This is a genomic window from Streptomyces sp. NPDC020379 (genome assembly GCF_044387105.1).
GTDB lineage: Bacteria > Actinomycetota > Actinomycetes > Streptomycetales > Streptomycetaceae > Streptomyces.
The window spans coordinates 43,774-62,295 of sequence record NZ_JBIRVR010000021.1; the positions used below are offsets into that span (position 1 = coordinate 43,774).

General features: G+C 70.6%; 16 protein-coding genes. 12 read left to right on the plus strand and 4 right to left on the minus strand.

The window, feature by feature from the left end; genetic code table 11:
• Window positions 1-57: 57 nt before the first annotated feature.
• From ACH427_RS24700 to ACH427_RS24710, 3 genes are all read left to right on the plus strand, one after another.
• Entirely contained in the window at window positions 58-759 is a 702-nt protein-coding gene (locus ACH427_RS24700; RefSeq protein WP_398872590.1) for an HAD family hydrolase, read from the plus strand.
• A 434-nt stretch (window positions 760-1,193) separates the two neighbouring features.
• Window positions 1,194-2,792: an ABC transporter substrate-binding protein gene (locus tag ACH427_RS24705; protein WP_398872592.1), complete on the plus strand. Its 1,599-nt coding sequence runs from the start codon at window positions 1,194-1,196 to the stop codon at window positions 2,790-2,792.
• A 73-nt stretch (window positions 2,793-2,865) separates the two neighbouring features.
• The gene (locus ACH427_RS24710) at window positions 2,866-4,461 is read left to right on the plus strand and encodes an ABC transporter substrate-binding protein (RefSeq protein ID WP_398872594.1); all 1,596 of its coding nucleotides are present in this window, start codon (window positions 2,866-2,868) and stop codon (window positions 4,459-4,461) included.
• A gap of 110 nt (window positions 4,462-4,571) precedes the next feature.
• Here the strand turns inward: ACH427_RS24710 and ACH427_RS24715 are convergent, their stop codons facing one another.
• Complete coding sequence (locus tag ACH427_RS24715) at window positions 4,572-5,243, minus strand: response regulator transcription factor (RefSeq protein ID WP_301888638.1); 672 nt, start codon at window positions 5,241-5,243, stop codon at window positions 4,572-4,574.
• A 13-nt stretch (window positions 5,244-5,256) separates the two neighbouring features.
• Complete coding sequence (locus ACH427_RS24720; RefSeq protein ID WP_398872596.1) at window positions 5,257-6,237, minus strand: RecB family exonuclease; 981 nt, start codon at window positions 6,235-6,237, stop codon at window positions 5,257-5,259.
• A gap of 122 nt (window positions 6,238-6,359) precedes the next feature.
• On the opposite strand from ACH427_RS24720, the gene ACH427_RS24725 reads away from it, so the two are divergent.
• The 3 genes from ACH427_RS24725 (at window position 6,360) to ACH427_RS24735 (ending at window position 9,362) form a co-directional block, all read left to right on the plus strand.
• Window positions 6,360-7,598, plus strand: a complete 1,239-nt coding sequence (locus tag ACH427_RS24725; RefSeq protein ID WP_398872598.1) for a site-2 protease family protein — start codon at window positions 6,360-6,362, stop codon at window positions 7,596-7,598.
• Between the two features lie 58 nt (window positions 7,599-7,656).
• Window positions 7,657-8,586, plus strand: coding sequence for a tRNA (adenine-N1)-methyltransferase (locus ACH427_RS24730; protein ID WP_398872600.1), 930 nt, complete (start codon window positions 7,657-7,659; stop codon window positions 8,584-8,586).
• Window positions 8,587-8,768: 182 nt separating this feature from the next.
• Window positions 8,769-9,362 carry a hypothetical protein gene (locus ACH427_RS24735; RefSeq protein ID WP_398872602.1) on the plus strand — a complete coding sequence of 198 codons (594 nt, stop codon included), beginning with the start codon at window positions 8,769-8,771 and terminating at the stop codon, window positions 9,360-9,362.
• A gap of 4 nt (window positions 9,363-9,366) precedes the next feature.
• On the opposite strand, the gene ACH427_RS24740 is transcribed toward ACH427_RS24735, so the two are convergent.
• Complete coding sequence (locus tag ACH427_RS24740) at window positions 9,367-9,723, minus strand: ferredoxin (RefSeq protein WP_398872604.1); 357 nt, start codon at window positions 9,721-9,723, stop codon at window positions 9,367-9,369.
• Window positions 9,724-9,966: 243 nt separating this feature from the next.
• On the opposite strand from ACH427_RS24740, the gene arc reads away from it, so the two are divergent.
• From arc to prcA, 5 genes are all read left to right on the plus strand, one after another.
• On the plus strand, window positions 9,967-11,733 hold the full coding sequence (arc, locus tag ACH427_RS24745) for a proteasome ATPase (protein ID WP_398872606.1): 1,767 nt from the start codon (window positions 9,967-9,969) through the stop codon (window positions 11,731-11,733).
• 337 nt (window positions 11,734-12,070) lie between these two features.
• Window positions 12,071-13,582: a depupylase/deamidase Dop gene (gene dop / locus ACH427_RS24750; RefSeq protein ID WP_398872609.1), complete on the plus strand. Its 1,512-nt coding sequence runs from the start codon at window positions 12,071-12,073 to the stop codon at window positions 13,580-13,582.
• 142 nt (window positions 13,583-13,724) lie between these two features.
• The gene (locus ACH427_RS24755; protein ID WP_058045164.1) at window positions 13,725-13,943 is read left to right on the plus strand and encodes a ubiquitin-like protein Pup; all 219 of its coding nucleotides are present in this window, start codon (window positions 13,725-13,727) and stop codon (window positions 13,941-13,943) included.
• Window positions 13,944-14,176: 233 nt separating this feature from the next.
• Window positions 14,177-15,022 (plus strand): proteasome subunit beta, encoded by an 846-nt coding sequence (prcB, locus tag ACH427_RS24760; protein ID WP_398872611.1) that lies wholly within the window; start codon window positions 14,177-14,179, stop codon window positions 15,020-15,022.
• A 47-nt stretch (window positions 15,023-15,069) separates the two neighbouring features.
• Window positions 15,070-15,834, plus strand: coding sequence for a proteasome subunit alpha (prcA, locus tag ACH427_RS24765; protein ID WP_398872613.1), 765 nt, complete (start codon window positions 15,070-15,072; stop codon window positions 15,832-15,834).
• A gap of 11 nt (window positions 15,835-15,845) precedes the next feature.
• Here the strand turns inward: prcA and ACH427_RS24770 are convergent, their stop codons facing one another.
• A complete protein-coding gene (locus ACH427_RS24770) occupies window positions 15,846-16,850 on the minus strand; it encodes a LacI family DNA-binding transcriptional regulator (RefSeq protein ID WP_398872735.1) in 1,005 nt (334 codons plus the stop codon).
• Between the two features lie 405 nt (window positions 16,851-17,255).
• Between ACH427_RS24770 and ACH427_RS24775 the strand changes: the two genes are divergently transcribed.
• A complete protein-coding gene (locus ACH427_RS24775) occupies window positions 17,256-18,518 on the plus strand; it encodes an MFS transporter (protein ID WP_398872615.1) in 1,263 nt (420 codons plus the stop codon).
• Window positions 18,519-18,522 lie beyond the last annotated feature (4 nt).

Genomic DNA, 18,522 nt, shown 5'->3' on the forward strand with positions numbered 1-18,522 from the left:
GTGCCCCGAGGGGTGCGGCCGGACCGGCCTTCTCGTCCCCTCAGGAGGTGTGCCCGGATGACCAGCAGCATCCCCGCAGTCGAGACCCGCCCCGCCGCCGGGTCGGCCCTGCAGGCCGTCCTGCTCGACATGGACGGCACCCTGGTCGACACCGAGGGCTTCTGGTGGGAGGTCGAGGTCGCCGTCTTCGCCGAGCTCGGGCACCGGCTCCTGGAGGACTACCGCGCGGTCGTCGTCGGCGGCCCCATGACGCGCAGCGCGTCCTTCCTCATCCAGGCCACCGGCGCGAAGATCGCCCTGGCCGAGCTGACCGCCCTGCTCAACTCGCGCTTCTCCGAGATGATCGGGCGCGGGGTGCCGCTGATGCCGGGTGCCCGCAGGCTGCTCGCCGAGCTCGCCGCCCACTCCGTGCCGACCGCGCTGGTCTCCGCCTCGCACCGGCAGATCATCGACCGGGTGCTGCACACGCTGGGCGCGGAGAACTTCACGCTGACCCTCGCCGGCGACGAGATGGAGCGGACGAAGCCGCACCCCGACCCCTATCTGCTGGCCGCCGCCCGGCTCGGCGCGGACCCCGCCCGGTGCGCCGTCGTCGAGGACACCATGACGGGCGTGACGGCCGCGGAGGCGGCCGGCTGCCGGGTGGTGGCGGTGCCGTCGGTGGCCCCGATCCCGCCGGCCGCCGGGCGCACGGTCGTGGGTTCCCTGGAGGAAGTCGATCTCCGCTTTCTCCGCGGGCTGATGACCGGAAAGCACTGACGCGCGCACTGAGCGTGTCCCGGAATGCCCGGCGGACCCGTGCCGCACCCCGGTGATTGTTTTCCGTGCCGAATGCGGTGGTCGAATTGCCCTGAGCGCCGCGGAGTTCGGCAGAGTTCACCGGAGTGAGTTTCGTCACCGGGTCAAGGGGCGTTGTGTGGGGTGTCGATCACTCTCCCGTACCCCGGGCGGGGTTGAAGCGCACCGTTGTGTCCCGATTGATGATCAGGTGCGCGAATCGTGCCGGCGTCCGGAAATCGGTGAACTGCCGGTCGTTATCCCGGCGTGATATCGCATCAAGTTCCCCGCGTTCCGGTTACCGCGGCACCGCGCACTAATCTCTTCGCGAGAACTTCACGGCTGCCCATGGGCCGACGCGACCGCCGTCGGTATCGTCCCGGGAACCGAACGCACCACAGGGAGAACCCCGCACAATGAACCGCAAGACGTTGGCGCTGCCGACCGTGGCAGCCCTGCTGGCCCCCGTGCTCGTCGCCTGTGGCGGGAGCTCCGGAGCCGGAAAGGGCAGCGGCGCCATCGTCGTCGGCACGACCGACCGTTTCGAGGAGACGACGGACGACCCGGCGCCCTTCGACCCGGCCGCCGCGTACGACATCAGCGCGTGGAACGTCCTGCACAGCACCTTCCAGACCCTGCTGCGCCTGCCCCGCTCCGGCTCCAACCCGGTCGGCGACGCGGCCGAGAAGTGCTCCTTCGGGGACCGCAAGAACGAGCAGTTCCGCTGCACGCTGCGCAGCGGGCTCAAGTTCTCCAACGGGCACGCGCTCACCTCCGAGGACGTCAAGTTCTCCATCGAGCGCGCCCGCACCATCAACTTCGAGAACGGCCCGGTGTCGCTGCTCAGCAACATCGACAAGGTCGAGACGCCCAGCGAGCGCGAGGTCGTCTTCTCGCTGAAGACGCCCGACGCGACCTTCCCGCAGAAGCTCGCCACCCCGGCCGCCGCCATCGTCGACAGCGAGGTCTATTCCAAGGACCAGCTCAACTCCGGCTTCAAGGTCGTCGGCTCCGGCCCGTACACCCTGAAGACGGACGAGAAGGACGGCCGGGTCGTCAAGGCCGTCTTCACCAAGAACTCCGCTTACCAGGGTTCGGTGGAGCTGCAGAACGACAAGTACGAGATGCGGTTCTACGACGACTCGAAGTCGATGGAGAAGGCGCTCAAGGGCGGCGACATCGACATGATGAACCGCACCCTGTCGCCGGAGCAGCTCAGCCGGCTGGGCGGCGCCACGGCCAAGGGCGTCAAGCTGCTGGAGGCGCCGGGTCAGGAGATCAGCTTCCTCGCCTTCAACACCGACGACCCCACGGTGAAGAACAAGGCCGTGCGCCAGGCGATGGCCCAGCTGGTCGACCGCCAGGCGCTGTCCCGCGACGACTACGCGCGGACCAACGACCCGCTGTACTCGGTCGTCCCCAGCGGCATCACCAGCCACCAGAACTCCTTCTCCAACAAGTACGGGGACCCGAGCGTCGACAAGGCCCGCTCGATCCTGCGGGCCGCGAACATCAGCACCCCGGTGCCGCTGACCCTCACCTACACCGACGACCACTACGGTGAGGCGACCGGCAAGGCGTTCAAGACGCTCCAGAAGCAGCTCAACGACAGCCAGCTGTTCAACGCCAGGATCCAGGGCGTGAAGTGGGCGGACTTCCGCCCGGAGGCCGCGAAGGGCAAGTACGCCGTCTACGGCATGGGCTGGTTCCCCGACTTCCCGGACCCGGACAACTTCGTCGCGCCGTTCTTCGGCAAGGACAACTTCCTCCGCTCCCCCTACCAGAACACCAAGATCACCAACCAGCTGATCCCGGACTCCCGCGAGACCCCACAGCGCGAGTCCGCGGCCAAGTTCTTCCAGCAGGCCCAGGACATCGTCGCCGACGACGTGCCGGTGCTGCCGCTGTGGCAGGGGAAGCAGTACGTGGCGGCCCGGGACAACGTCACCGGTGCCGAGTGGGCGCTCAACTCCGCCTCCGAGCTGCAGCCGTGGGAGCTGGGCCGCGGCGTGTGAGGCAACAGGCTCGTCAGACCGGTTCTGCCGAAGATCTCTTCAGACGATCAAGGAAACTGTGAGGAACGTGCACGTGAGGAAACGTGACCAGTGGCTTGCCGCCCCGCTCGGCGCGGGGCTGGCCGCCGCCCTGCTCACCGGGTGCGGTTCGGAAGACGGCAAGGCGGGCGGCACCGGTGAGTCGGTGGTCATGGGGATGTCCGACGAAGTCGTGACCACCGACCCCGCATCCGGCTACGACCCGGGTACCTGGCTGCTGTTCAACAACGTCTTCCAGTCGCTGCTGAGCTTCCCCAAGGGGAGCACCACTCCCCAGCCGGAGGCCGCCGACAGCTGCAAGTTCCAGGACGACACGAGCAAGACCTTCCAGTGCAAGCTGAAGGACGGTCTGAAGTTCAGCAACGGCCACGACCTCACCTCCGAGGACGTCGCCTTCTCCTTCCGCCGCACGCTGAAGATCCATGACAAGAAGGGTCCGGCGGACGCGCTGCTGTCCTCGATCCAGGACATCAAGACCCCGGACAAGTCCACGGTCGTCTTCCACCTGAACCGGTCCGACGCCACCTTCCCGCAGAAGATCGCCTCCGGCGCCGGCTCCATCGTCGACCACCAGGAATACCCCGCCGACCGGCTGCGCACCGATGGCAAGGCCGTCGGCTCCGGCGTCTACAAGCTGGATTCCTTCGACAAGAAGCAGGCCGTCTTCTCGGTCAACTCCTCGTACAAGGGCTCGGCCGGCGCGGTGCAGAACCGCGGCGTGACGATGAAGTTCTTCCACGGCGACCAGGGGGAGCTGAAGACCGCGGTCCAGAAGGGCAGCGTCGACATCGCCTACCGAGGTCTGGCCATGAAGGACCTGGCCGACCTGGACGCCGCCGACGGCGGCAAGACGAAGCTCAATGTCGTCGAGGGCACCAGTGCCGAGGTCCAGCACCTGGTCTTCAACACCAAGGACCCGGTGGTCGGCAAGCCCGCCGTCCGCAAGGCGATCGCCTATCTGGTCGACCGCAGCGCGCTCGTGCGCGACGTCTACAAGCGCACGGCTGAGCCGCTGTACTCCATCGTCCCGGCCGGTATCGCGGGCCACAGGACGCCGTTCTTCGACCTCTACGGCGACCGGCCGCAGCCCGACAAGGCCGCCGCCGCCCTCAGCGCGGGCGACATCAAGGGCAAGGTCAAGCTCACCCTCTGGGCCACGCCGATCCGCTACGGCCCGGGCACCGTGCCCGAGCTCGAGGAGATCGCCAAGCAGCTCAACAAGAGCAACCTCTTCGAGGTGGACGTCAAGAGCGTCCCGCAGGAGGAGTACGAGCAGGGCATCGAGGCCGGCAAGTACGGCGTCTACGTCAAGGGCTGGATCCCCGACTACCCGGACCCCGACAACTTCACCGCGCCGTTCTTCGGTGAGAACAACGTCCTGTCGAACAACTACGACTCGAAGGACATCAACAGCCGCATCCTGGCCACCGCGGCCGAGGGCACCCGCACCGCGACCGTCGGCGACTTCGCCAAGGTCCAGAGCACCGTCGCCCAGGACCTGCCGATCCTGCCGCTGTGGCAGGGCAAGCAGTACGCGGTGGCGAGCGACCGGATCTCCGGTCTCCAGTGGACCCTCGACGCCTCCACGGTCTTCCGCTTCTGGGAGATCGCCAAGGCGGCGAAGGAATAGGACGACCGGTTCCCCGCGCCCCGGGCAGGGGCGCGGGGCCGTGACATCGTGCGGCTCCGCCGCGTGGGCGCGAGGGGCCCCACCGGCCCGCGAGCGGGCCCGCAGCGGCGTCACTGCGCGCCGGGACGCACCAATCCGCTCTCGTAGGCGTAGACCGCGGCCTGCACCCGGTCCCGGAGCCCCAGCTTCGTGAGCACGTGGCCCACATGCGTCTTGACCGTCGTCTCGCTGACGAACAGATCCGCCGCGATCTCCGCGTTCGACAGCCCGCGCGCCACCAGCTTCAGCACCTCGACCTCCCGGTCGGTCAGCGTGTGCAGGGTGTCGGGCAGCGGCTCCTCGCCGGAGGGGAGGTGGCCGGCGTACTTGTCGAGCAGCCGCCGGGTGATGCTCGGCGCGAGCATCGCCTCGCCGCCCGCCACCACCCGGATCGCCTGCACCAGCTCATTGGCGGGCGCGTCCTTCAGCAGGAACCCGCTGGCCCCCGCCCGCAGGGCCTCCACCACGTACTCGTCCAGATCGAAGGTCGTCAGCACCAGGACCTTCGCCGGGCCGTTCCGCTCCGGGCCGGTGATCTGCCGGGTCGCCTCGACACCGTCCATCCGCGGCATCCGGATGTCCATCAGCACCACGTCGGGCTGCAGCGCCCGCACCTGGTCGAGCGCCTGAAGACCGTCCCCGGCCTCGCCGACGACCGCGAGGTCCGCCTCCGCCTCGAGGATCATCCGGAAGCCGGTGCGCAGCAGCGGCTGGTCGTCGACCAGCAGGACGCGGATCGCCACGTGAACTCCTTCGTTAGACCGCGTCCATTCTGCCCTGAGCGGCCGTGGCAGGGGCCACCAGCCCGGCGCGCTGCGCCACGACCGGCAGCGGATACGGCGGGGGAGTGCCGCCGAACTCCGGACAGACGGCCTGGTGATCGCACCAGCCGCACAGCTTGGTGGGCCTGGGCCGCCAGTCGCCGGTGTCCGTCGCCAGCTGGATGGCCTCCCACAGGGCGCGCAGCTTGCGCTCGACGGCCAGCAGCTCGGCCTCGGCCGGGTCGTACGTCAGGACGTCACCGCTGCCCAGATAGACCAGCTGGAGCCGGCGCGGCACCCGGCCGCGCAGCCGCCACAGCACCAGGGCGTAGAACGTCATCTGGAACAGCGCGCCGTCGCGGTACTGCGGGGCCGGGGCCTTGCCGGTCTTGTAGTCCACGATCCGGACGTCGCCGGTGGGTGCCACGTCGACCCGGTCGATGAAGCCCCGCAGCGTCAGCCCCGCGCCGGCGGGACCCGCGTCCTCGATCACCGTCTCCACATAGAGCTCGCGGTCCGCGGGCTCCAGCCGTGTGGGGTCCTCCAGCGTGAACCAGCGCTCCACCAGCCGCTCCGCGTCCGCCAGCCACTTCGCCAGGCGGTCGCCGTCGTGCGAGCCGTCCTCCCGCAGGAACAGCTCCGCCAGCTCCGGGCGGGCCGCGAGCAGCTTCTCCCACTCGCCCGGCACCAGGCCCTTCGCCCGCGGCGCGGTGCGCTCGGCGGCGGGCGCGTCGAAGAGCCGCTCCAGCACGGAGTGCACCACCGTGCCACGGGTCGCCGCGGCGCTCGGCTTCTCGGGCAGTTTGTCGATCACGCGGAAGCGGTAGAGCAGCGGACACTGCATGAAGTCGCCGGCGCGCGACGGCGACAGCGCGGCCGGACGCACGGCGCCGGACGGCCGCTCAGCGGCGCCCTCCGTCGCCTGCCCGGCCTGCCCGTCGCCGCTGCCGGCCATTTCCTCGGTGGCGATACCCATGACAGGAACCCTACGGCCCGTGACCGACAGTCGGCCGCATACCATCGACTCAGGAGCTCTCGCACTGCATGATCGTGAGAACGCACCGCGGGTGCGGGGGCCGCATCCGACGAGGGGACACCGTGGACAACAGCGGGCAGGACCGGCCCGGCAGCGGGGGCGCCGGGACCGAGAGCGAGCCCGGGGACCGCGCTGCCAAGCGCCCTCGCGAGAGCGGTGGCGGCATCCTCATGGGGCGCCCGTTCGGTGTGCCCGTCTACGTCGCCCCCAGCTGGTTCCTCGTCGCGGCCCTCATCACCTGGGTCTTCGGCGGACAGCTCGACCGCGTGCTGCCCGAGCTCGGCCGCCTCCGCTATCTCGTCTCGCTCTTCTTCGCCGTCGCCTTCTACGCCTCGGTGCTGGTGCACGAGCTGGCGCACACGGTCGCTGCCCTGCGCTTCAAGCTCCCCGTGCGCCGGATCCAGCTCCAGTTCTTCGGCGGCGTCTCCGAGATCGAGAAGGAGAGCGAGACCCCGGGCCGCGAATTCGTCCTCGCCTTCGTCGGGCCGCTGCTGTCCCTGATCCTGGCCGGGCTGTTCTATCTCGGCATGCTGGCCGTCGAGCCGGGCACCGTGCCCGGCGTGCTGCTGGCCGGCCTGATGATCTCCAATCTCCTGGTGGCGGCCTTCAATCTGCTGCCCGGCCTGCCCCTCGACGGCGGGCGCATGCTCCGCGCCGTCGTCTGGAAGATCAGCGGCAAGCCCATGACCGGCACCGTCGCCGCCGCCTGGATCGGCCGCGCGCTCGCCGTCGCCGTCCTCGTCGGCCTCCCGCTGCTCACCCAGGCCGGCCTCGGTGACGGGGCGCCCAGCTTCGGCGGCGTCGACTCCCTCACCGACGCCCTGCTCGCCGCGATCCTCGCCGCCATCATCTGGACCGGCGCGGGCAACAGCCTGCGCATGGCCCGCCTGCGCGAGCGCCTCCCCGGCCTGCGGGCCCGCACCCTCACCCGCCGCGCCGTCCCCGTCGAGGCGGCCACCCCGCTCTCCGAGGCCCTGCGCCGCGCGGGCGAGGCGGGCGCCCGCGCCCTCGTCGTCGTCGACGGCCAGGGCACCCCCACCGCGCTGGTCCGCGAGACGGCCATCGTCTCCGTCCCCGAGCACCGCCGCCCCTGGGTCGCCGTCAGCACCCTCGCCCAGGACCTCAAGGCCGGCATGCGCGTCTCCGCCGAGCTCGCCGGCGAGGACCTCCTCGACATCCTGCGCGCCACCCCCGCCACCGAATACCTCGTGGTCGAGGAGACCGGCGAGGTCTATGGCGTCCTCGCGACCTCCGACGTCGAACGCGCCTTCGTCGCCGCGATGTCCCGCACGCCCTCCTGACCTCGCGTACGGGGCCGCCGTGTCCGTACCGCCGCCCGATCACGGGTAGGCTGGTCACATGTCCGAACCGACCGGTGCCGCCCGCCGTCGCGGCCCCTTCCAGGTCGGGGACCAGGTCCAGCTCACCGACCCCAAGGGACGCCACTACACCTTCACGCTCGAAGCCGGGAAGCAGTTCCACACCCACAAGGGTGCCTTCCCGCACGACGAGCTGATCGGTGCTCCCGAGGGCAGTGTTGTCCGTACCACGGGAAACGTCGCCTACCTCGCGCTGCGCCCCCTGCTCCCCGACTATGTCCTGTCCATGCCGCGCGGAGCCGCCGTGGTCTACCCCAAGGACGCGGGGCAGATCCTGGCCATGGCCGACATCTTCCCCGGCGCCCGCGTCGTGGAAGCCGGCGTCGGCTCCGGCTCCCTGAGCAGCTTCCTGCTGCGCGCCATCGGCGACCAGGGCATGCTGCACTCCTACGAGCGCCGCGCCGACTTCGCCGAGATCGCCACGCAGAACGTCGAGCGCTACTTCGGCGGCCCGCACCCCGCGTGGCAGCTGACCGTCGGCGACCTCCAGGACAACCTGTCCGACACGGACGTCGACCGCGTCATCCTCGACATGCTCGCCCCCTGGGAGTGCCTGGAGGCCGTGCGCAAGGCGCTCGTCCCCGGCGGCATCCTGTGCTGCTACGTGGCCACCACCACCCAGCTCGCGCGGACCGTCGAGTCCATCCGCGAGATCGGCTGCTTCGCCGAGCCGTCCGCCTGGGAGACCATGGTCCGCACCTGGCATGTGGAGGGTCTGGCCGTGCGCCCCGACCACCGCATGATCGGGCACACCGGCTTCCTGCTCACCGCCCGCCGCCTCGCGGACGGCGTGGAGCCGCCGCTGCGCCGCCGCCGTCCGGCCAAGGGCGCCTACGGCGAGGACTACGCAGGGCCGGGTGGGCGGGAACAAGCCGCACCTGACAGCCGGAGCGGCTCCGCCGAGAGCTGACCTCACCTCGAACACCGCGGCGCCGCCGCCGGGAACCGCGTCACGCGGAACTCGGCGGCGGCGTCCGTTCGTTGAGGCCCTCGCGAGCACGCCACGGGCCCGCACCCCCTGTTCCCCGGCGCCGGGCGATATGGCACGATGCGGATCATCCCCCGCAGCCCAGCTCACAGGAGTCAGCGCGCGTGCAGCCACCGGCAGGGCACACCCCGTCCACGGCCTCCGAACCACTCCCGCACCACCGGGCGCGCCCCGTGCACTGGGTGATCACCGCGGCCGCGCTGGCCGCCGTGGTCGTCTGCGCCCTGCTCGTCGGACCGCGCGACGAGACCGCCGCCGCTTCGACGCCCGGCGCCACGGCCCCGTCCGGCCCCGCCCCGGACGCCCGCGCCGCGCACTTCCCGCTCGACTGCGGTGGCGGGCCGGTCGACGTCGTACGCCAGGCCGCCGCCGACCTCGACGGTGACGGACGGCCCGAGACCACCGCCGTGGTGCGCTGCGCCTCCGGCGGCGGCACCCCGGCCAGCGGGGTCTACGTCCTCGCGCCGCCGTCCGCCCAGGGGCGGCCGCCGCGCGTCCTGGCCACCCTGGTCGACCCCGCGGAGAAGATGAGCGTCACGGGCTTCCGCGTGACAGGGGAGGCTGTTTCGGCCACTCTGCTCGGCTACTCCTCCGCGAGAGTGCCGCGTTGCTGCCCCGACAGGAGCCGGAATGTCGAATGGCGGTGGCGCGACGGCAAGTTCGCGCTCACCGCCCTGCCGGTCGCGGGGAGTGTGTGATCCGTCACTCCGCGTCGGGGCCGTAGACCTCGACCTTGTCGGAGACGCGGCGGACGTGGATGCAGTCGCCCGGGCAGTCCTTCGCCGAGTCCCGCACGTCGGTCAGCAGCGGCAGCGGCACCGGGGTCGTGGCGCCCGGGTCCTGCAACAGCTCGTCGTCGGCGCTCTTCACATACGCCAGGCCGTCGATGTCCAGCTCGAAGACATCCGGGGCGTACTGCGCGCAGATGCCGTCGCCCGTGCAGAGATCCTGGTCGATCCAGACCTCCAGTGGCTCCGCGCCGGCGGCCTCCGCCGTGGTGGCTTCGGCGGCCCCGGCGCTTCCGGGAGCCCCGGCGTGGTCTTCGTTCTGCACGGTCATCTCGCCCTGCCGTTTCCTGCGTACGTGAATCAATTGGAGCCAGCCCTGACGGGTGTTGACCGACTCGACGATACAACCGCCCGCTTTCCGATGTTGATGGGTGGGTATTCCCCTGCTGTGGGGACGTGCGCAAGGGTGAAGATCGGACACACTCCGACCGGGTTTGTGATCTAGGGGTTTCAACCTGCACCCGCCCAGGTAGGGTCAGGAAGCGTCCAGCTCCCCTTGGAGGAGGTGAGGACCGTGGCAGCCCACGACGACGACATGAACCGCGGCATCCGGCCGGGACGAGGGTCTGACGACCTCGCGAGCCAGGTTGCCTATTTCGAGCAGGAGATCGCCGTCCTGCGGCGCAAGCTCGCCGACTCTCCGCGTCACACGAGGATTCTCGAAGAGCGGATCGTCGAGCTCCAGACGAACCTGGCCGGGGTGTCCGCTCAGAACGAGCGGCTCGCCAATACCCTCCGCGAGGCCCGCGACCAGATCGTCGCGCTCAAGGAGGAAGTCGACCGGCTCGCGCAGCCGCCGGCCGGCTTCGGGGTCTTCCTGCAGGCGAACGAGGACGGTACGGCGGACATCTTCACCGGAGGCCGCAAGCTCCGGGTCAATGTCAGCCCCACCCTCGAGCTCGACGACCTCCGGCGAGGCCAGGAGGTCATGCTCAACGAAGCGCTCAACGTGGTCGAAGCCATGGAGTTCGAGCGGGCCGGTGACATCGTCACCCTCAAGGAGATCCTTGAGGACGGCGAGCGCGCACTGGTCATCGGGCACACCGACGAGGAGCGGGTGGTGAGGCTCGCCGAGCCGCTGCTGGACACCACCATCCGCCCCGGCGACGCCCTGCTGCTCGAATCCCGATCCGGCTACGTCTACGAGGTCATCCCGAAGAGCGAGGTCGAGGAGCTCGTCCTCGAAGAGGTCCCGGACATCGACTACACGAAGATCGGCGGACTGGGCAACCAGATCGAGCTGATCCGCGACGCGGTCGAGCTCCCCTACCTCTACCCCGACCTCTTCAAGGAGCACGAACTGCGGCCGCCCAAGGGCGTGCTGCTGTACGGCCCGCCCGGCTGCGGCAAGACGCTCATCGCCAAGGCCGTCGCCAACTCCCTTGCCAAGAAGGTCGCGGAGGTCACCGGTCAGCCCGCGGGGAAGAGCTTCTTCCTGAACATCAAGGGCCCCGAGCTGCTCAACAAGTACGTCGGCGAGACCGAGCGGCACATCCGGCTGATCTTCCAGCGGGCCAGGGAGAAGGCGAGCGAGGGCACGCCCGTCATCGTCTTCTTCGACGAGATGGACTCCCTCTTCCGCACCCGCGGCTCCGGCGTCAGCTCGGACGTGGAGAACACCATCGTCCCGCAGCTGCTCTCCGAGATCGACGGCGTGGAGGGCCTGGAGAACGTCATCGTCATCGGCGCCTCCAACCGCGAGGACATGATCGACCCCGCGATCCTGCGCCCCGGCCGGCTCGATGTGAAGATCAAGATCGAGCGTCCGGACGCGGAGGCCGCCAAGGACATCTTCTCGAAGTACCTCACGGCCACCCTGCCCATCCACACGGACGACCTCGCCGAGCACGGCGGCGACGCCAAGGCGGCCGTGGCCGGGATGATCCAGTCGGTGGTCGAGCAGATGTACGCGGAATCCGAGGAGAACCGCTTCCTGGAGGTCACCTACGCCAATGGTGACAAGGAAGTCCTCTACTTCAAGGACTTCAACTCCGGCGCGATGATCCAGAACATTGTGGACCGGGCCAAGAAAATGGCGATCAAGGCATTCCTGGACCACAACCAGAAGGGCCTGCGCGTCTCCCACCTGCTCGCCGCCTGCGTGGACGAGTTCAAGGAGAACGAGGACCTGCCCAACACCACCAACCCGGACGACTGGGCCCGCATCTCCGGAAAGAAGGGCGAGCGGATCGTCTTCATCCGCACCCTCGTCACCGGAAAGCAGGGTGCCGACACCGGTCGCTCCATCGACACGGTGGCCAACACCGGTCAGTATCTGTAAAACCGTCGTCCGGCTGCGGATGTCCTACCCCCCGCTTTGGCGGGGGGACACCCAGGGCGTCCGTGGCCGGACGCGTTTTCCGCCGCCTTTTCGGCGGGCCCCCGGGTCCCCGCGAGATTTCCCGCCAGGTGTGCGGCAGGATTCCGCCACGACGGCGCCGATCGACCGGGTACGGCACGAACCGGAGCAATGACTGTAATGATCTCCCCACCGCCGCAAAGCCGTTCTAGGCTCTTCGGTACCACCGCTCAGCGCGTGGGGGAGCACACGGACCGGAAGCGCAGCGGTACTTGAGCGCCGACCCCATTCCGGGGCGCCGCCGGGCAAGGAGGGCCGCATGACCGTACGGCGAGTAATGGGCATTGAGACGGAGTACGGGATCTCCGTCCCCGGTCACCCGAACGCCAATGCCATGCTCACCTCGTCCCAGATCGTCAACGCGTACGCGGCGGCGATGCACCGGGCGCGACGAGCCCGCTGGGACTTCGAGGAGGAGAATCCGCTGCGGGACGCCCGCGGCTTCGACCTCGCCCGCGAGGCCGCCGACTCCAGCCAGCTCACGGACGAGGACATCGGCCTGGCCAATGTCATCCTCACCAACGGGGCCCGGCTGTACGTCGACCACGCGCACCCCGAGTACAGCTCCCCGGAGATCACCAATCCGCGGGACGCCGTCCTCTGGGACAAGGCGGGGGAGCGGATCATGGCCGAGGCCGCCGAGCGCGCCGCCCAGCTGCCCGGAGCCCAGCCGATCCACCTCTACAAGAACAACACCGACAACAAGGGCGCCTCCTACGGCACCCACGAGAACTACCTGATGAAGCGGGAGACCCCCTTCTCGGACATCGTGCGCCACCTGACGCCCTTCTTCGTCTCCCGGCAGGTGGTCACCGGGGCGGGCCGGGTGGGCATCGGACAGGACGGCCGGGAGCACGGCTTCCAGCTCAGCCAGCGCGCGGACTACTTCGAGGTCGAGGTCGGCCTGGAGACCACGCTCAAGCGGCCCATCATCAACACCCGCGACGAGCCGCACGCCGACGCGGAGAAGTACCGCCGGCTGCATGTGATCATCGGCGACGCCAACCTCTCGGAGATCTCCACCTACCTCAAGCTCGGCACCACCGCCCTGGTGCTGTCGATGATCGAGGACCGGTTCATCACCGCCGACCTCGCCGTCGAGCAGCCCGTCCGCACTCTCCACCAGGTCAGCCACGACCCGACCCTCAAGCGCCTCGTCACGCTCCGTAGCGGACGCACGCTCACGGCCGTCCAGCTCCAGATGGAGTATTTCGAGCTGGCCCGCAAATACGTGGAGGACCGCTTCGGGGCGGACGCCGACGAGCAGACCAAGGACGTGCTCGGCCGCTGGGAGGACGTGCTGGGGCGGCTGGAGCACGACCCGATGAGCCTCGCCGGGGAGCTGGACTGGGTGGCCAAGCGCGAGATCCTGGAGGGCTACCGGCGCCGGGACGGCCTGGACTGGGACGCGGCCCGGCTGCACCTGGTGGACCTGCAGTACGCCGACGTGCGGGCCGGCAAGGGCCTCTACAACCGCCTCGCGGCCCGCGGCAGGATGAAGCGCCTGCTGGACGAGACCGAGGTCGAGCGCGCCCGCACGGCACCGCCGGAGGACACCCGGGCGTACTTCCGCGGCCGCTGTCTCGAACAGTACGCCGACGACGTGGCGGCCGCGTCCTGGGACTCGGTGATCTTCGATCTGCCGGGCCGGGACTCCCTGCAGCGGGTGCCCACCCTGGAGCCGCTGCGCGGCACGCGCAACCACGTCAAGGAGCTCCTGGACCGCTGCCGCACCGCGGAGGAGCTGGTGCGGGTGCTTTCGGGCGGCTGAGGGGTCTGAGAAGCGGGGAACCGGGAATCATCACGGTGGTTCCGGGACGTTGTAGCAAGTACAGGGCCGATGTCGGACCCTGCTTGTAGGGTCTGAACGAGAACGTCCGATCTTGTACGTCGAACCGAGCGGGGTGAGGGATATGGCGACCAAGGACACCGGCGGCGGGCAGCAGAAGGCCACGCGATCCACGGAGGACGTGGAGGAGCAGGCGCAGGACGCGCAGGTCTCGGAGGATCTCAAGGAGCGGCAGGAGAAGCTCTCCGACGACGTCGACTCCGTGCTCGACGAGATCGACGACGTCCTCGAGGAGAACGCGGAGGACTTCGTCCGGAGCTTCGTGCAGAAGGGCGGCGAGTAGTCCGCCGCTCCTGTCGCGAGTACGGCCTGGGTCAGGCCGAGTTGTCCGCCCCGGCGGGGTCGCGGAGAGGTCGCCGACGTGATCTGTCCCGCTGCTCCGTCCGGGCGGGTGGATCGCGATCAAGGGACGGGTAAGGTCCCTGGCGTACTGTGCTTCAGCTGCAAGCGGCGTTGGGGCATCACGATCGGGCGGACGTCATGGGGGCGGGCCGCCGCATATGTGGAAGGAAACGTGTGGAAGCCAACACTCGTAGCACCGGGCGTCTGCCGGCGGCCTTCCTGACGCCCGGGTCCTCCTCGTTCATGGACTTCCTCGGCGCGCACTCGCCGGAACTGCTGCCGGGCAATCGCCCGATGCCTCCGGTGAAGGGCGCCGTGGAGGCCCCGCACGGGACGACCATCGTCGCGGCGTCGTTCCCCGGCGGCGTGGTGCTGGCCGGTGACCGCAGGGCGACGATGGGCAATGTCATCGCGCAGCGCGACATCGAGAAGGTCTTCCCGGCCGACGAGTACTCGGCCGTCGGGATCGCGGGCACGGCGGGGCTGGCCGTGGAGATGGTCAAGCTCTTCCAGCTCGAACTGGAGCACTTCGAGAAGGTCGAGGGCGTCCAGCTCTCGCTGGAGGGCAAGGCCAACCGGCTGTCCACGATGATCCGCAGCAACCTCGGCATGGCCATGCAGGGCCTCGCCGTGGTGCCGCTCTTCGCCGGCTGGGACGTCGACCGGCAGAAGGGCCGGATCTTCTCCTACGACGTGACCGGCGGCCGCTCCGAGGAGCGCGGCTTCGCGGCCACCGGCTCCGGATCGGTCTTCGCGCGCGGCTCGTTGAAGAAGCTCTTCCGCGAGGACCTGACGGAGAGTCAGACCGCCACGCTCGTCGTCCAGGCGCTCTACGACGCCGCCGACGACGACTCCGCGACGGGCGGGCCCGACCTCGCGCGCCGCATCTATCCGATCGTCACCGTCATCACCGACGAGGGCTTCCGGAAGCTGACCGAGGCGCAGTGCTCCGAGATCGTCCGCGCGATCCACGACCGGCGGCTCGAGGAGCCGGACGGGCCGCGCGCCGCACTGCTCTGAGGTTCCACGGAATGTACTCGTCTATGACAGAAAGGGACGGATAGCCGGTGTCGACGCCGTTCTATGTCTCACCCCAGCAGGCCATGGCCGACCGCGCCGAGTACGCCCGCAAGGGCATCGCGCGCGGCCGCAGCGTCGTCGTGCTCCAGTACGCCGACGGCGTCGTCTTCGTGGCCGAGAACCCGTCCCGCGCGCTGCACAAGGTCAGTGAGATCTACGACCGGATCGCCTTCGCGGCGGTGGGGAAGTACAACGAGTTCGAGAACCTCCGCATCGGCGGCGTCCGCTATGCCGACCTGCGGGGCTATACCTACGACCGCGACGATGTCACCGCCCGCGGCCTTGCCAATGTCTACGCCCAGACGCTGGGCAACATCTTCTCCAGCGCCGGGGAGAAGCCGTACGAGGTCGAGCTGATCGTCGCCGAGGTCGGGGCGGGCCCCGAGGACGACCAGATCTACCGCCTGCCGCACGACGGTTCCATCGTCGACGAGCACGGCTCGGTCGCGGTCGGCGGCAACGCCGACCAGATCAGCAGCTATCTCGACCAGCGCCACCGGGACGGGATGACCCTGGCCGAGGCGCTCAAGCTCGCGGTCGAGTCCCTGACCCGGGACAACAACGGCGGGGAGCGCACGCTCACCGCCGAGCAGCTGGAGGTCGCCGTCCTGGACCGGACGCGGCCGCAGCAGCGCAAGTTCAAGCGGGTGCTGGGCCGCCAGCTCTCCCGTCTGCTGGACGGCGAGGCCGTTCCGGCCGACGGCGAGGAGGACGCGGCGGCGGAGCCGGAAACCGGCTCCGCCGAGAGCTGACGCTTGACCCCTCAGAGGCCGGGCGGGCCGGATCTTCCGGCCCGCCCGGCCTCTGCCGTGCTGCCCCGCACCACCAGCTCGACCGGCAGCGCGGGCGCCGTGGTGGCGCGGCCGTCGAGCACCGCCATCAGCGTGCGCATGCCCGCCTCGCCGACGGCCTCCGCGGGCAGCCGGACGGTGGTCAGCTCGGGTTCGACGGCCGTCGCCAGGGAGAGGTCGTCGAAGCCGGTCACCGAGACGTCGTCGGGCACCCGCAGCCCGAGCCGCCGGGCCGCCTTGCACGCGCCCGCCGCCAGGATGTCGTCGTCGCAGATCAGTGCGGTCGGACGGGCGCCCGGCCGGGTGAGGGCGCGCTCCGCGGCCCGCAGGCCGTCGGCGACGGCGAGCGCGGCGGGCTCGGTGTGCAGCTCCGCGCCGGGCACCCCGCGCAGCGCGTCGGCGAGCGCCCCGGCCCGTACGTGGAAGGTCCATGAGTCGACATCGGCCGCCAGGTGCGTGAAGCGCCGGTGGCCGAGCGCGAGCAGGTGCCCGGCCACCTGCCGCATGCCGTCCGCGACGTCGAAGTTGACGGTCGCCGCCGTCTCGGCGCGCCGCGGATCGCTGTCGAGCATCACCAGCGGCAGCCCGCCCTCGCGGATGGCGGCCAGGGCGTCCGCCGCCATGGAGGAGGCGATGATGCCGTCGAGCGTCGCGCGCGCCGAGGCGAAGGGGTCGCGGGCGGGGCCGACGCCCTCCGGTGAGGGGTAGAGGAGCACGCCGACGCCGTGCTCGGCGGCGACGCGGGCCGCGCCGGTGTAGACGCGGGCGAAGAACTCGTTGGTGAGCGCCGGGACGACCAGCAGGGCGGTCCTGGCCCGGCCGAGCCGGAGGTCGCGGGCGGCGAGGTTGGGGCGGTAGCCCAGGCTGCGGGCCGCGGACCGCACGGCCTCGGCGGTCCGCTCGGAGACCCGCCCGCGCCACTTCTCACCCATGACGAGCGAGACGGTCGCCTGTGACACCCCCGCGACCCGCGCCACATCCCGGCTCGTGGCCCGGGCCCCGGTGCGGGGCCCCCGGATGCTGGGCCACCGGCCGGCGGGCCGGCCGGCCTCGTCCCCGCCGCGCGGCTCGCTCCGCACCGGATCCGGCCGCCCGGCACCCCGCTCGCCCGGCGCGGCCCCGTCACCGCCGGCCCGCGTCCGGCCGGGGTGCGGGGTGCCCCCGGCGCCGTCCTCGGCCGACGCCCGGCCGTCGTCCCCGGCCGCCGTGTCCGTGGCCCGTGCGTCGTCCGTCCGCCGAGAATCGCTCGACACTGGCAGCCTCCCCGTTCGCTCGCTCGCCGCAGGCGGCCCGGTGGACCGGCGGAGCCTCATCATGGTACGTATAACGTCAACGGTTATACGTAAAACCCGACCCCTCGGGAAGAGAAGCAGGAGTCATCGATGGCGGCCGGTTACGGCGACATGCTCAGGACGCGGTACGCGGCGCGTCTGCTGACCGGCACCCTCGTGGGGCGGTTGCCGAACGCCACCGCCGCGCTCGCGATCGTGCTGTTCGTGCGCGCCGAGGGCGGCAGCCTCGCGCTCGCCAGCGCCCTCTCCGCCGTCTACGGCGTGGCCAACGCCGTCGGCCAGCCGCTGCTCGGCCGGGCCGTCGACCTCTACGGCCAGCCGAAGGTGATGTTCCCCGCGGCCGTGCTGTCCGCGCTCGGCATGACCCTCTTCGCCGTCGGGAGCCTCGGCCCGCTGCCGCTGCCCTACCTCGCCATGGTCGTGGCCGGCTTCTTCACGCCACCGCTGGAGGGCGGGCTGCGCGCGCTGTGGCCGTCGGTCCTCAAGGACGAGGGGCGCATCCACGCCGCGTACTCCCTCGACGCCATCGCGCAGGAAGTGATGTACGTCGTCGGGCCGTTGATCATCACCGGCTTCGTCGCCTGCTGGTCCCCGGCCGGCGCGCTCTACGTCATCAACCTGCTCGGCGTCCTCGGCGCGCTCGCGGTCGTCACCTCGCCGCCCTCGCGGCAGTGGCGCAGCGAGCCCCGCGACGCGCACTGGCTGGGCGCGCTGCGCTCGCGCGGACTGCTGGTGCTGCTCGGGGCGTTCTTCTGCATCGGTTCGGCGCTGGGCTCGATCGCCCTGGCGGCGGTCGCCTACGGCGGCGACCACGGCGGCGACACGGTCGCCGGCTACCTCCTCTCCGCCCTCGGCGTGGGCGCTCTCATCGGCGGCACGATCTACGGCGCCCGCCAGTGGCCGGGCACCCCGGAGCAGCGGCTGCGGGTGCTCGTGGCCGGACTCGCGGTCTGCTACGTGCCGCTGCTGCTGGTGCCCGGCGTCGTCGCGATGACGGTGCTGGCCGGTGTGGCGGGCGTCTTCCTGGCGCCGTCGCTGGCCTGCGCGTTCGTCGTCGTCGACCGGCACGCGCTGCGCGGCACGGTCACCGAGGCGTTCTCCTGGCTGGTGACGTCCTTCGGCGTGGGCGCGGCCATCGGCACGGCCCTCGCGGGCCCGGCGGTGGAGAACGGCGGCGGTGTCACGGCGGGGTTCGCGGTCGCGGTGTGCGGCGGATTCGCGGCGCTGCTGGTGCTCGTCCTGGCGCGGCGCGCCCTGCGGGCGCCGAAGGCCCCGTCCACGGTCGTGGCCCGGTCGGAAAATGATCGGAACGGTACGGTCGAACCCGGTTTCAGCACAGGGGTTCAGGCGTAATGTT

Bases quoted from the DNA above. Each gene is read 5' to 3' on its own strand.
- ACH427_RS24700 (WP_398872590.1), top strand. From the start codon at position 58: ATGACCAGCAGCATCCCCGCAGTCGAGACCCGCCCCGCCGCCGGGTCG.
- ACH427_RS24705 (WP_398872592.1), top strand. From the start codon at position 1,194: ATGAACCGCAAGACGTTGGCGCTGCCGACCGTGGCAGCCCTGCTGGCC.
- ACH427_RS24720 (WP_398872596.1), bottom strand. From the start codon at position 6,237: ATGGGTATCGCCACCGAGGAAATGGCCGGCAGCGGCGACGGGCAGGCC.
- ACH427_RS24730 (WP_398872600.1), top strand. From the start codon at position 7,657: ATGTCCGAACCGACCGGTGCCGCCCGCCGTCGCGGCCCCTTCCAGGTC.
- ACH427_RS24740 (WP_398872604.1), bottom strand. From the start codon at position 9,723: ATGACCGTGCAGAACGAAGACCACGCCGGGGCTCCCGGAAGCGCCGGG.
- dop (WP_398872609.1), top strand. From the start codon at position 12,071: ATGACCGTACGGCGAGTAATGGGCATTGAGACGGAGTACGGGATCTCC.
- ACH427_RS24755 (WP_058045164.1), top strand. From the start codon at position 13,725: ATGGCGACCAAGGACACCGGCGGCGGGCAGCAGAAGGCCACGCGATCC.
- ACH427_RS24775 (WP_398872615.1), top strand. From the start codon at position 17,256: ATGGCGGCCGGTTACGGCGACATGCTCAGGACGCGGTACGCGGCGCGT.